Annotated in this window: 13 protein-coding genes, 1 tRNA gene and 1 other annotated feature; of the genes, 3 read left to right on the forward strand and 11 right to left on the reverse strand. The window is 47.5% G+C overall.

The genetic code is table 11. The features are described from left to right. Nucleotides 1-530 precede the first annotated feature (530 nt). Nucleotides 531-1,046 (reverse strand): hypothetical protein, encoded by a 516-nt coding sequence (locus NC980_RS20610; RefSeq protein ID WP_190376517.1) that lies wholly within the window; start codon nt 1,044-1,046, stop codon nt 531-533. Continuing rightward, the gene (locus tag NC980_RS20615; RefSeq protein ID WP_190376518.1) at nt 1,043-1,651 is read right to left on the reverse strand and encodes a Uma2 family endonuclease; all 609 of its coding nucleotides are present in this window, start codon (nt 1,649-1,651) and stop codon (nt 1,043-1,045) included. Before NC980_RS20615 ends, NC980_RS20610 begins: the two co-directional genes overlap by 4 nt. A gap of 41 nt (nt 1,652-1,692) precedes the next feature. Between NC980_RS20615 and NC980_RS20620 the strand changes: the two genes are divergently transcribed. The 3 genes from NC980_RS20620 to NC980_RS20630 all read left to right on the forward strand — a co-directional run bounded on the left by NC980_RS20620 (nt 1,693) and on the right by NC980_RS20630 (nt 6,199). Beyond that, nucleotides 1,693-2,472: a photosystem II S4 domain protein gene (locus NC980_RS20620; RefSeq protein WP_190376519.1), complete on the forward strand. Its 780-nt coding sequence runs from the start codon at nt 1,693-1,695 to the stop codon at nt 2,470-2,472. Between the two features lie 391 nt (nt 2,473-2,863). Continuing rightward, nucleotides 2,864-5,821: a response regulator gene (locus tag NC980_RS20625; protein ID WP_190376520.1), complete on the forward strand. Its 2,958-nt coding sequence runs from the start codon at nt 2,864-2,866 to the stop codon at nt 5,819-5,821. Nucleotides 5,822-5,824: 3 nt separating this feature from the next. Beyond that, nucleotides 5,825-6,199: a response regulator gene (locus NC980_RS20630; protein ID WP_190376521.1), complete on the forward strand. Its 375-nt coding sequence runs from the start codon at nt 5,825-5,827 to the stop codon at nt 6,197-6,199. 738 nt (nt 6,200-6,937) lie between these two features. Here NC980_RS20630 and NC980_RS20635 read toward each other — a convergent pair. The 9 genes from NC980_RS20635 to rplS all read right to left on the reverse strand — a co-directional run bounded on the left by NC980_RS20635 (nt 6,938) and on the right by rplS (nt 12,072). Then, nucleotides 6,938-8,146, reverse strand: coding sequence for a hypothetical protein (locus tag NC980_RS20635; protein ID WP_190376523.1), 1,209 nt, complete (start codon nt 8,144-8,146; stop codon nt 6,938-6,940). A 111-nt stretch (nt 8,147-8,257) separates the two neighbouring features. Further along, nucleotides 8,258-8,650, reverse strand: a complete 393-nt coding sequence (rplL, locus tag NC980_RS20640) for a 50S ribosomal protein L7/L12 (protein ID WP_190376524.1) — start codon at nt 8,648-8,650, stop codon at nt 8,258-8,260. Between the two features lie 36 nt (nt 8,651-8,686). Then, nucleotides 8,687-9,220 carry a 50S ribosomal protein L10 gene (rplJ, locus tag NC980_RS20645; protein ID WP_190376525.1) on the reverse strand — a complete coding sequence of 178 codons (534 nt, stop codon included), beginning with the start codon at nt 9,218-9,220 and terminating at the stop codon, nt 8,687-8,689. 34 nt (nt 9,221-9,254) lie between these two features. Further along, nucleotides 9,255-9,399: a sequence feature (ribosomal protein L10 leader region), on the reverse strand. A 10-nt stretch (nt 9,400-9,409) separates the two neighbouring features. Continuing rightward, nucleotides 9,410-10,126: a 50S ribosomal protein L1 gene (gene rplA / locus NC980_RS20650; protein ID WP_190376526.1), complete on the reverse strand. Its 717-nt coding sequence runs from the start codon at nt 10,124-10,126 to the stop codon at nt 9,410-9,412. 46 nt (nt 10,127-10,172) lie between these two features. Then, the gene (rplK, locus tag NC980_RS20655; protein ID WP_190376527.1) at nt 10,173-10,598 is read right to left on the reverse strand and encodes a 50S ribosomal protein L11; all 426 of its coding nucleotides are present in this window, start codon (nt 10,596-10,598) and stop codon (nt 10,173-10,175) included. A gap of 25 nt (nt 10,599-10,623) precedes the next feature. After that, the gene (gene nusG, locus NC980_RS20660) at nt 10,624-11,250 is read right to left on the reverse strand and encodes a transcription termination/antitermination protein NusG (RefSeq protein ID WP_190376528.1); all 627 of its coding nucleotides are present in this window, start codon (nt 11,248-11,250) and stop codon (nt 10,624-10,626) included. Next, complete coding sequence (secE, locus tag NC980_RS20665; protein ID WP_190376529.1) at nt 11,247-11,468, reverse strand: preprotein translocase subunit SecE; 222 nt, start codon at nt 11,466-11,468, stop codon at nt 11,247-11,249. Before secE ends, nusG begins: the two co-directional genes overlap by 4 nt. 109 nt (nt 11,469-11,577) lie before the next feature. Beyond that, nucleotides 11,578-11,650: transfer RNA gene (locus tag NC980_RS20670), tRNA-Trp, on the reverse strand. Nucleotides 11,651-11,706: 56 nt separating this feature from the next. Beyond that, nucleotides 11,707-12,072, reverse strand: coding sequence for a 50S ribosomal protein L19 (gene rplS / locus NC980_RS20675; RefSeq protein WP_190376530.1), 366 nt, complete (start codon nt 12,070-12,072; stop codon nt 11,707-11,709). Between the last annotated feature and the right edge of the window lie 43 nt (nt 12,073-12,115).

Consider the following 12,115-nt stretch of genomic DNA (forward strand, 5'->3'; position numbering starts at 1 on the left):
GCAAAAGAGTTCTTCTAGACTAGACATGAGGGCAAATTGGGCGGGATTTTTAGCAATTTCAGCCTATCGAGTTTGCCCCTTTCTTGTCCCATTCCTTATCCCGAACTCAGGTTAATTCAAGAAGATGAGCTTGTACTTCCTCAGCCTGCAAGCTTCTAATCGCGTCTTCACGAGAATATGTCGTGAGTCTTTAGAGATTTGGGATTAATTGTTATAATCACATATTCTCGTTTGAGACTTGAAGTAAGTCTATTAATAAAACAAACGTGAGAGAGTGAGACAAGAACGATCGCTCCTCTTCTCTATCCCATATTTTCGTTTGAGAGCTTTAATAACCTAAGTTCAGGATAAGAAATTGCCAAACCCCCTGACTTCCAATACCTTGTCTCACCAAAGAATTGGGATTAATTATTATAATCGCATATTCTCGTTTGAGACTTGAAGTAAGTCTATTAATAAAACAAACGTGAGAGAGTGAGACAAGAAGCGATCGCTGTCTCGCTTCTTGTGAACTCCGATCGAGACTCATCCTAAGTCACACCAGGTTCCGCATATCCCTGCAAGCTTTCAGGATCAAACGCTCTCAAACTCCGAGTCGCTTGCCGAATCAGCGTATCCGAACCGTTAACCACAATCAAGTATTTCCCAGCATTGAGCCGATTCCGATAAGGCAGAGCATCCCCACCACCAACCACCATACCCACACCACCACCCACAAACACACTGCCCATCAATCCCGACAGTCCGCCAAGAATACCTGCGATCAGCGGACTCCCAATTTCACCCGCCCACGCAAACGTATCCAATCCAGTAATCACATTAAATGCCGCACCGCCCACAAACCCAAACGGCACCAACCACGAAGCCATCAAGCGCACCTGTTTTCTCGCCGTTTCATTCGGATCAATCAAGCCATATTCATCGGCACTCTTATAGCCCCGCCCCAAAATCGCAACCTTATCCATCGGCAAGCCTTCTTTTTCCAATGCCGAATACGCTGCTTCTGCTTGAATCCGATCGCTTAAAACTGCCACTAAATAACTCATCTTCCAGCCCTCAAAACTGCTTCAGCCGTCAATTGCAATCGAGAAAACGTCGGGGAAATCACCATCTCACTCCGTCTAAACTGTCCAACTTCAACATAGTGCTCTGCCTCTAGCTGAAGAACGATGACAACTTCTCGTTCAGGATCAATTAACCAATACTCAGGAATGCCACGTTCTGCATATTCCCTGCGCTTCTCGATGTAGTCTCGGTCATAGTTCTCAGTTCCAGGACTTCCAGGTGACACGACTTCTACAACCAGTACAGGAGCAGGAAGATCGAGGGTAATAATCGATCGAGGTTTTCCTGCCATCGCTGCATCGAGTTCTGCGGTTAGCACTAGCAAATTTGCATATCGAACATTTGCATATCGAACAGTCGCAGCACGGCTTTTGACCTCAATCTCTGCTTTTAGGTTCAATAGATAGTACGGTACTCCAATTTCGATCAGCTTCGATAACAGGAACATTGCAATCTGGAGATTTAGATAGCTCTCACTCGGCATCTCAACTAACACCCCATCCACTAACTCATATCGGGTGTCAGTCCCGGCGTCATAGTCTAAATATTCCTCAATACTGGTAAATCTTCGTTTCGTTTGGGTCATGCTGTAAGTTCGATAAAATATAGTTTTAATCTCTATTTGTTATGTTACCAAGGGAAGACCTCCTCAAAGGCGTAGAAAACCGAGACACGATCGCACGTGTGATCGACCAAGCAGAACAAGCAATCAAAACCTGGGAAGTGGTCATCAGCGACTTTCTCTCACCCCCAGAACTCGCAGAAGTTCAGCGATCGTTTTCCCGCCTCACCGAAATTCAACTCATCGTCTGGGGTGGCTACCCGCAAGCCGAACGTCAAAGAGTAGCGATCGCTCGTGCTGAAATACCGCTCGAGCCAGCGCAAGTTCAACTTGCTGCCCTTGATATTGCTGGAAATTTCCTGTTTGACTCAGCAACTCATCGAGATTTTTTAGGCGCAATTCTCGGCACAGGCATCGTGCGGGAAAAAGTCGGTGACATCATTGTTTTAGGAGAGCGCGGCGCACAAGCCATCGTCATTCCCGAACTGGTGGAATTTCTGCAAACCAATTTGAAACAAGTGCGATCAGTGCCCGTACAAATCGAGCCAATTCCATTCGAGGAATTGAAAATCCGCGAACCCAAAAAGAAAGAACTGACTACCGTTGAAGCATCCATGCGGTTAGATGCGATCGCGTCCGCAGGCTTTGGCATGTCGCGCAGTAAGATGGCAGATTTAATTTCAGCAGGCGATGTGCGCGTGAACTGGAAAGAAACAACTTCAACGAGCTACTCGGTAAAAGCCGGAGATCTCATTGCAATTCGCGGCAAGGGGCGAGTTGAAGTGGGAGAAGTCATGGTGACGAAAAAAGATCGCTACCGGGTTCAACTAACGCGCTTTGTCTAGTTATGACCAAGAGCAAGGAGTCCCGAAAGCGACGTGCAGGGCAATAATATCGATTCGATCAGGGGTGTAATACCGCAACGATCGCTTATATACAGCGTTCACAAATCAAGTGGGTAACGATCGCGTTTCATGACATGATTATCTAAACCTCAGTAACCCGCTGGAAAAAGTTGGGCAGTCTAGGTTTGGATGTAAACTTACATTGCGTAAGAATGTGTAACTCTACACCGTGGTTAAGCAACTTCAGCAAGAGTTTTCGCATAATGACCAGCAGTTTTGCTGTACATCGTGCGATCAAAGTAACTTAGTTTACTGAAGTTTCGCACTCAGCCCAGTAATCTCTCTGAAACGCACGATCGTCTCCCTGCTTCATCGCCAAGGCTCAAACAACGTGAAACGCATTATCAAGCACTGGGCACGTCCGATCTCACTGGTTGGATTACTGGCGGTATTTACACTGCCACTGACCGTCGTTGTCCAGCAGCTTGTCGCTGAAATTGACACTGGCATCACCTTTACTCGTCAGGAGAAGCTGGGGCTAGAGTACAATTATGCGCTGCGAAAACTGCTCGAACAAGTGATAGCGCATCGATCGCAGTCCCAGTCCTCTACAGCCAAGCGCGATCGCGCCAAAATTAAAGCCACGCAAACCGCCATTCAACGCACGATCAAGGAAGTTGACACACTCCAATCCCGTGCCAAAAACACCTTGAGAACCGAGGACAACTGGAAATTTATCAAACGCGATTGGCAAGACATTCTCAATCAACCCGCAACCTCTGACCCGAACGCAAGCTTTAAACTGCACTCTGACTTAGTTGAAAAAATTCTGGCACAGATGATTCATGTTGGAGATACCTCAAACATGATTCTCGATCCAGAACTGGATACTTATTACCTGCTCAACACTCTAATTCCTCAACTACCAGCGACGATCGAACACACCGCCCAAATTCAAGCGATCGGATTGTCAACTCAGACCCAAAAATTTGAGCTAGATGACAAAGCAAAGTTAATGTATTTGTACAGTGCGCTCAACAGTCAAATCGACACGATCGCAAGAGCCAGACGCACGGTTTTTAATTACAATTCATCCATTCAAGCACCGCTTCAAGCTCCAGCCCGAACCAGCCTGAATCGTGCCCGTGAATTCATCGAACTCATCAATATCCAAGCATTTTCTAGCGTCAGCTTTCAATCGAGTTCGTTTCCACCCCCCGGAGAAGACGCGATCAAGTCCCACTTTCAGCTTTACGATGCGATCGTGCCCACAGTGGATCGTCTACTCCAAGTGCGCCTCAATCACTACAACGAGCGCAAGCATCGGGCAATTGGATTTACCGTTTTGGTTTTAGGGGCGATCGTCGGCATCTATGCCGCACTAGCGCGAAACTTTGCACAACGAAAACGAGCAGAAGTCGCCGTGCAGCGAGCAGAGGAACAATATCGCAGCATCTTTGAAAATTCCACAGAAGGCATCTTTCAAACCTCTCCAGACGGGCGATTTCTCAGCGCGAATCCGGCATTGGTTCGCATATATGGCTATGATTCAGCAGAAGAGTTAATGCACCGTCTCAGCAATATCAAAGAGCAGCTTTATGTCGATCCAACAGTGCGCGATCACTTTGTGCAATGGGTTGAAGAGTACGATCGCGTGTCTGAGTTTGAGTCGCAGGTTTACCGCAAAGATGGCAGCGTGATTTGGATTTCCGAAAGTGCGGCAGCCGTGCGTGATGCGAAGGGTCAGTTACTGAATTACGTCGGCATTGTTCAAGATATTAGCGATCGGATTCGCAACGAAGAAGAACGCAACCGCATTTCCGAAGCACTTTACGTTGCAAAAGAAGCCGCTGAAGCTGCAAATCGATCAAAAAGTCAGTTTCTTGCCAACATGAGCCATGAACTCCGCACTCCGCTGAATGCGATTATTGGCTACAGCGAAATTCTCCAGGAAGATGCGATCGATCTAGGCTATGACGACATTCAACCGGATTTACAAAAGATTCGCAATGCAGGCAAACATCTACTGGATTTGATCAACGACATTCTCGACATTTCCAAAATTGAAGCAGGCAAGATGGAATTATATCTAGAGACATTCGCGATCGAACTTCTAGTCGATGAAATTGAAGCCACAATTCAGCCGTTAATTACCCAAAATAACAACACTCTTAAGATTATAAAAGTTAATAGCTTAGGTGACATCTGTGCAGATTTAACCAAAGTCCGACAAGTATTACTAAATCTACTGAGTAATGCCGCGAAATTTGCAGAAAACGGGACGATCACACTATCGATTCAAGAGCATCGTTCAGACGGATGGGTAGAGCTTGCGATCGCCGATACAGGCATTGGCATGACGGCCGAACAAATCAGCCATCTGTTTGAAGCCTTTACGCAAGCAGATGCGTCTACCACTCGTAAATATGGTGGCACAGGACTCGGACTTGCGATTAGTCGCAGGTTCTGTCAAACGATGGGCGGCGATATCACCGTAGAAAGCGAAATTGGAAAAGGTTCAACCTTTACAGTTCGATTACCGCTACAAGTCTCACCCTCCCTCTCAGAAACATCGCCCACCCCCCACTCCCCAACCCCCAACCCCAACGCTGCCAAAATTCTCATAATCGACGACGACCCCTCAGCCCAAGAACTCATACATCGCGCTCTCGCCAAAGAAGGCTTTCAAGTCCTCACCGCCTCATCCGGCGAACAAGGAATTGCAATGGCGATCGAACATCGGCCCGCTGCCATCACACTCGATATCTTGATGCCGAAGACGGACGGCTGGTCGGTGCTGAAAGCTCTGAAAGCCAACCCGCAACTAGCAGACATCCCGGTCGTAATTCTCACGATCGTTGATCAGAAAAATCTCGGCTTTGCGCTAGGAGCATCTGACTATCTCACGAAGCCGATCGACTACAAGCGCCTCAATCAAGTCCTCAAAAAGTATCTCACTACTCAGCAGGAACGAATCCTAATCGTTGAAGATGATGACGCAACTCGCGAGCTATTCAAGCGAACGCTTGAAAGAGAAGGCTGGAACGCAATCACGGCTCGAAATGGCAAACTTGCCTTATTAGAGGTTGCAGCACAGCAGCCAGATTTGATTCTGCTAGATCTGATGATGCCAGAAATGGACGGCTTTCAGTTCATCACCGAGTTACACCGCGTCGAAGCGTGGCGATCGATTCCCATTGTGGTGGTCACAGCAACAACGCTCACAACTTCGGAATACTTGAGCCTTCATCAATCCGTTGAGCAAATCCTCCAAAAAGCAGCCTACAGCCGCGAGCAATTGCTCGCGGAAGTCCGAAGCCTGGTCGTTGAACGAATTCGCCAACCATAACCTATGACAAGAATTTTGCTAGTAGAAGATAACGAAGTCAATCGCGAAATGCTATCGCGCAGATTAATACGACGGGGTTTTGAACTTGCGATCGCAATCAACGGCGTTGAAGCAATTGATCAAGCAAAAACATACCTGCCGGACATTATCCTCATGGACATGAGCTTACCGCTTCTCGATGGTTGGGAAGCCACCCAGCAACTCAAAGCAATCCCCGAAACCCAGCGAATTCCGGTGATTGCGCTTACCGCACATGCAATGGCAGACGATCGCGAAAAGTGCCTTGCAGCAGGATGCGATGAATACGACATCAAACCGATCGACCTACCGCGCCTATTAAGCAAGATTGAGATGTTGTTAGCGCGATCGATAAAGTAGCGAAAAATTGATCAAATTGTCGCTGATGATATTGAGCGATCGGAGCTGCAGCGTTGGGATTACTTGTTGTTGCACTAAAGCTACCACTAGCAGTAAGAGATTGACCTCCAAAAGTGCTATCCACATCGATGAGAGAAGAGAGACCACTTCCATTGCTCGTGTGAGTGATCAGCAGTGGCCTACCAGTGTAGGTATAAGGTGTGGTGAAATTAATGACTGAGCCAAACGCATTCGGGCTTGCACCACTAGGAAGTGAATTGGTAACAAAAGTAAGCGACCCGCTTCGGACAAGGAAGCGATCGATCTCTGAAGTAAACGCGCATTAGGTCAGTCATGCGACTGCGCTTTGGCGGCGGCTAATAAATCTAGAAGTGCTTGTTCTGCTTCTGGAGCGTCGATCGGAGTCCAAACTTCGTAAGGTACGCCGGATTCAAATTGAGTCATCGGATGGTTTTGCAAGGAGGTTACGATCACTTGCATCAGTTCGAGCCGATCTCTGACTGGAAGAGTCAGAACTTGGCTTTTAAGCTCAGATGAGAGCATGATGATTGTAACGAAGTGATTTTCAGTCTGATTATAGAACAAGCTTTTTGCAGATAAGACATATCAGGAGCGTGGCTCTTTCGATCGTATTCTTGTCGCGCAAGCTATGAAGCTAAATCGTCCCCTAGTCAGTCGGGATATTGTTATTGATACTTATTCGGATCGTGCGATCGTGGACATTGTTTTGATAATCTGTTATTTCTTCTGCTTTTCACTCAAACTGTGCTGGGCGTAGTAACGAACAGTATGGTCTTGATCGTGACTTAAGGATTGAAGAATGTCCAAGTCAGTCTTTAGATTTTTTGCCACTTCTGCACGAACCCAACTAGATTTGTGCTGAGAGAGATGCCTCAAAATATCAGGTGATGCGTTTGGATTGCCTGCAAGTGCTGCACAAATTCGGTGATGCTGCCTTTGAGCAAGAGTATTCAGGATGGATATAGGAGTTTTAGAATTACTCGCAACTGCGGCACAAACATGAGGGTAGCGATCGCGAGATAGCTTTTCCAGAAGCTCAACTGAAATTGCTGGATTTGCTGCTGCAACTGCACGAACATCTTCATGATGATCCTGGGCAAGCATTTCTAAAATATCGCTTGGTAAACCTCTTCTCCGCAGTACTTGAATTCGTACTCTTGTGGCAACGTCATGAGCAAGTCTTCTGACCCAAAGAATAGGAGTCCGTAGATTGTTGGCGACACTTGCACGAACACTCGAATTAGCATCTGCTGCAAGCTGTTCTAAGCAATAAATTGGTGTGTTGGAATGGCTTGCTACATCCTGACGAACTTGATAGCTTTTATCCTTAGCGAATCTGGCAAGAAAATCAGGTAAAAGCCGCTGTCGAAAAATAGCTCGACGAACCTGTACTGATTGATCTTGAGAAAGCGTTTCTACACAGTGAAGCGGCGTATTTGGGTTAGCTGCAACCGCACAACGTACTAAGACAGAACTATCTCGACTCAGACGTTCAAGCAGCACCTGAGAAGTATACCAACTGTTCGCAAGATTTACTCGAAGCGTTGCATTGTGGTGATTTGCAGCCCAGTTCAAGACAAAATTAGGTAGCCGTTCTAGGCGAAGAACATCAGGACAATACTGATATAACCGATATAAAAAATCTTCCTCTTCTAATAGCAACAAGGGCATCACAGGGCTATATAAAACTTGTAGCGGAAACACCCAAGCTAACCTCAGCAATGTTTCCGGCGAAGTATTAGGATTTTGTGCGATCGCAAGACAAATTATGCTTTCCGGTAAGCTCTGTTTAAGTTGCTCGTCTAACCCGATTAGATTAATTCCAGGAAACCGACGCTTGAGCATCTCGATCGCAGTCTCTGCCATCTTCTGAAGCTGATTTGGTGGCGTGTTGGTATTGGCTGCGACTGCTAGTGACAAATCCATGCAGAAATTCACAAGTTTAATCGTTCGCGCTCAGATTGCCCAAATTCCAACATTGCAACAAAAAAGGAGTCTCTTGTCGAGACTCCTAACATCATCAGAATTAAGCAGAAACTATTTGACCGACACTTTACCGCCAGCTTCTTCGATTTGTTTCTTGATGTCTTCAGCTTCAGCCTTCGCAACACCTTCTTTGATCGGCTTCGGTGCAGCTTCAACCAGGTCTTTCGCTTCTTTCAGACCCAAGCCAGTGATACCGCGAACAACCTTGAGAACCGCAATCTTCTTATCAGCCGGAACTTCTTCCAGAACTGCATCGAATTCGGTCTTCTCTTCAACTTCTTCAGCCGGAGCAGCACCAGCACCCGGAGCCATCATCATCATGCCGCCGGCCGGAGCCGCAGCACTAACACCGAAAGCTTCTTCGATTTGCTTCACCAATTCAGAAGCTTCGAGCAGGGTCAAACCCTTTAACTTCTCAATAATTTCATCTGTTACAGCAGACATGGAACTAACTCCCTAAATTGAATTGTGTTCAGCAACTTACGCTGCTTCTTGGTCTTTCTCGGACAGTTGCTGGAGCGCTCTTGCCAAACCAGACGGCACTTCGTTGATACCGACTGCCAGCTTGGTTGCGACTCCGTTGATTGCACCAGCAATTTGGGCAATGAGTTGTTCTTTTGAAGGCAGATCCGCGATCGCTTTAAGATCCGCTTCCTTCAGAACTCTGCCATCCATCACGCCGCCGCGCATTTCGGTTTTCTTGGCAGCTTTCTGGAACTCCTGGTAAGCCTTGATTGCGCCACCAAGATCGTCTTTGACCATCACAAACGCAGAATCACCTTTCAGCAATTCGCTCACCGCTTGCCAACGGTCGTCACCCTCGGTTGCTTTCGCCATAAAGGTGTTTTTCGCCACTTGACAAACCGCACCTTTCGGACGCAGACGATTCCGTAGATCTGAGATTTCCGCCACGGTCAAACCACTGTAGCCGATGATAAACATCAACTGTGATTCGTTCAGCGTTTCTTTCAGATCGGCAACAATCTCTTTCTTGTTTGCTAACGTTCTTCCCACTCTTTCTCACCTCCTGATTTGGGATGTAGAGAATATCCAAAAACAAAAAACCCGACTTGATTAGAGCCGAGTTCGCATGATTTCTTTAGAACACAGGAATTGTGTCTCGAAAAATCAAACCTCGGCAGGACATTAAGGCGTAAACCACCTGCTGTCTTTGGTTTGGATATTCAGTTGAAAAACTTTTGTCTAAGCGGCATCTCCAACTTTGAGGTCGCGCAGGCTATTGATATCAACCTCGATCGAAGGACCCATCGTGGACGACACATACATTGTACGCCAATAGCGTCCTTTTGCACCGGAAGGTCTGTTTCTATCGATCGTTTCTTGCAGCGCTTTCAGGTTCGTTAACAGATCTTCAGCCGAGAAGTTAGCTTTACCAAATAGAACGTGAACAATTCCGGTACGATCTGCCCGGAATTCGAGCTTACCCGCTTTGAACTCTGCGATCGCTTGCGCCAGGTCAAATGTAACCGTACCGCCCTTCGGTGACGGCATCAAGCCACGCGGGCCTAATACTCGACCAAGCTTCGCCACTTGCGGCATCACATCCGGAGTCGCAATCAACAAATCGAAATCCATCCGTCCTTTTTGGATTTCATCGATCAGTTCTTCCGAACCTGCAATGTCTGCTCCCGCGTTCGTTGCTGCCGTAACGTTCTCGCCTCGTGCAATCACCGCAACTCGAACTTCTTGTCCAGTTCCCTTCGGTAGTGCGACTGTGGTTCTGAGCTGTTGGTCGCTGTACTTCGGATCAATACCAAGTCGGATGTGCGCTTCTGCGGATTCGGGAAATTTCGCCGTTGCCGTCTCTTTCAGCAGCTCTAAGGCTTCTAAAGGTGTGTAAGCCTTGTCTTGGACTTTGGCACGCAGTTCTCTCGTGCGCTTTGATAGCTTCTTTACCATGTGTCTCCTGGGGTAATCGCGAGATAATCTCTCCCCCGAATAAAGGTTAGTCGGTGATGGTCACGCCCATGTTACGAGCGGTTCCTTCGATGATCTTCATTGCTGCTTCGACATCATTTGCGTTGAGGTCGGGCATTTTGGTTTTGGCGATGTCTTCCAATTGAGCGCGGGAAATTTTGCCCACTTTCTTTTTGTTCGGTTCGCCAGATCCGGTCTCAATTCCTGCCGCTTTTGCAATCAGTTTTGATGCGGGCGGGGTCTTGAGAACAAACGTAAAACTACGGTCTTCGTAAACTGAGATTTCTACAGGAACGACCATGCCCGCTTGATCTGCGGTTCTGGCGTTGTATTCCTTGCAGAACATCATGATATTCACCCCGTGCTGACCGAGCGCAGGGCCGATCGGCGGTGCAGGGTTCGCTTTGCCAGCATTAATCGCCAGCTTAATCACTGCGGTTACTTTTTTTGCCATCGATTCTTGACTTTCTGGAAGTCGATTAGATTTTCTCTACTTGATTCACTTCAAGTTCAACCGGGGTTTCTCGCCCAAAGATTGACAGAAGTGCTTTGAGCTTGTTTCGCTCTGGGCTAACTTCGATTACTTCTCCTTCAAAGTCCTTAAACGGCCCTGAAAGTACCGTAATCTTGTCGCCCGTCGCCATGTCGATTTTTCTGACTGGCTCCTGCTCTTGGGACTGTTTGAAGATGCGTTCGACTTCTCCATGTCCTAGTGGCATTGGTTTAACGTGACCCCGCCCGCGTCCGTACCGTCGCTTTTGTTCTGCACCGACGAAGTTGATCACGTTGGGGGTGTTCTTAATCACCTGCCACGTTTCATCATCCATCACCATTTTCACAAGAACGTAGCCTGGAAAAACTTTCTCAGCGGCTTCCTTGGCTCGTCCGTCTTTCTGGTGTCTGAGAATCGGCGTTTCAGGAATTTGAACTTCCAAAATCCGGTTCGCGACATCAAGGGTTTCGATGCGCTGCTCTAAGTTCATCTTCACGCGCTTTTCACAGCCCGATGCCACTTGCACAGCATACCAACGGGCGCTTTTTGACAACACCTCATCCTGGTTGTCGTCAGCGCGATCGTTTTGCGTTTCGTCTGAAGTGTATGTCATCCGAACACCTTCACTTGTGCCCAATGAAAGAGTTGATCGACGAGATAAATTGTGGTTGCAGAGAGCGTGACCATCAAAATCACTGAAATGGACTCACCGATCAGTTGCTGACGGCTGGGCCAAACGACCTTATCCAGTTCTTCCTTCGTTTCCTTAGCAAACTCGTTCGGGTCAAATCCTGATTTTTGGGGAGTTAAGACCTCTTCTTTCTTTGCCACCGCTGGTGCTCCATTAGCGCTCGACCGACTTTCTATAATAAAGACTTTTCTCGATCTCGGCACACGATCCGATCAAAATCGCTACTCATGCAAAATCAGAGTAATTCAGCGCGCCCTGGAGGACTTGAACCCCCGACATCAGGTTTTGGAGACCTGCGTTCTACCAACTGAACTAAGAGCGCATATGCTGAACGACTCTGATTGCGTTCTGTATCTAGTTTACCAGCAATTGGACAAACTAGGTTAAAGGACGATCGAAACGCTGCTTCAAGCGAGTTGCCTTACCCACGCGATCGCGCAGGTAGTACAGTTTCGCCCGACGCACTTTCGCCCGACGAATCACTTTGATGCTTTCAATGCGTGGAGAGTGAATGAGGAAGACTCGCTCAACTCCAACACCTTGAAACACACGCCGCACCGTGATGTTTTGCGTGATGCCCGTACTGCGTTTTGCAATAACGACACCTTCATAGGGCTGCGTCCGTTCCTTGTCGCCCTCTTGAATGATCACGCCGACACGAACCGTATCCCCGATATAGATCGTGGGGATATTGTCTTTCATTTGTTCCGCTTCGATCGAGCGGATGATTTCTTGCGCTTTCATAAAGGGCGTGTAAAACTCACAATCGCGTATCTTAGCGCATCAA

This window comes from Leptolyngbya sp. AS-A5, from assembly GCF_039962495.1.
Taxonomy (GTDB): domain Bacteria; phylum Cyanobacteriota; class Cyanobacteriia; order Leptolyngbyales; family Leptolyngbyaceae; genus Leptolyngbya.

What these genes read in the sequence shown, in the direction of transcription:
- NC980_RS20620 (WP_190376519.1), top strand. Translation starts at nt 1,693, where the DNA reads ATGTTACCAAGGGAAGACCTCCTCAAAGGCGTAGAAAACCGAGACACG.
- rplS (WP_190376530.1), bottom strand. Translation starts at nt 12,072, where the DNA reads ATGAAAGCGCAAGAAATCATCCGCTCGATCGAAGCGGAACAAATGAAA.
- NC980_RS20610 (WP_190376517.1), bottom strand. Translation starts at nt 1,046, where the DNA reads ATGAGTTATTTAGTGGCAGTTTTAAGCGATCGGATTCAAGCAGAAGCA.
- NC980_RS20630 (WP_190376521.1), top strand. Translation starts at nt 5,825, where the DNA reads ATGACAAGAATTTTGCTAGTAGAAGATAACGAAGTCAATCGCGAAATG.
- nusG (WP_190376528.1), bottom strand. Translation starts at nt 11,250, where the DNA reads ATGACATACACTTCAGACGAAACGCAAAACGATCGCGCTGACGACAAC.
- rplK (WP_190376527.1), bottom strand. Translation starts at nt 10,598, where the DNA reads ATGGCAAAAAAAGTAACCGCAGTGATTAAGCTGGCGATTAATGCTGGC.
- rplA (WP_190376526.1), bottom strand. Translation starts at nt 10,126, where the DNA reads ATGGTAAAGAAGCTATCAAAGCGCACGAGAGAACTGCGTGCCAAAGTC.
- rplL (WP_190376524.1), bottom strand. Translation starts at nt 8,650, where the DNA reads ATGTCTGCTGTAACAGATGAAATTATTGAGAAGTTAAAGGGTTTGACC.
- NC980_RS20615 (WP_190376518.1), bottom strand. Translation starts at nt 1,651, where the DNA reads ATGACCCAAACGAAACGAAGATTTACCAGTATTGAGGAATATTTAGAC.
- NC980_RS20635 (WP_190376523.1), bottom strand. Translation starts at nt 8,146, where the DNA reads ATGGATTTGTCACTAGCAGTCGCAGCCAATACCAACACGCCACCAAAT.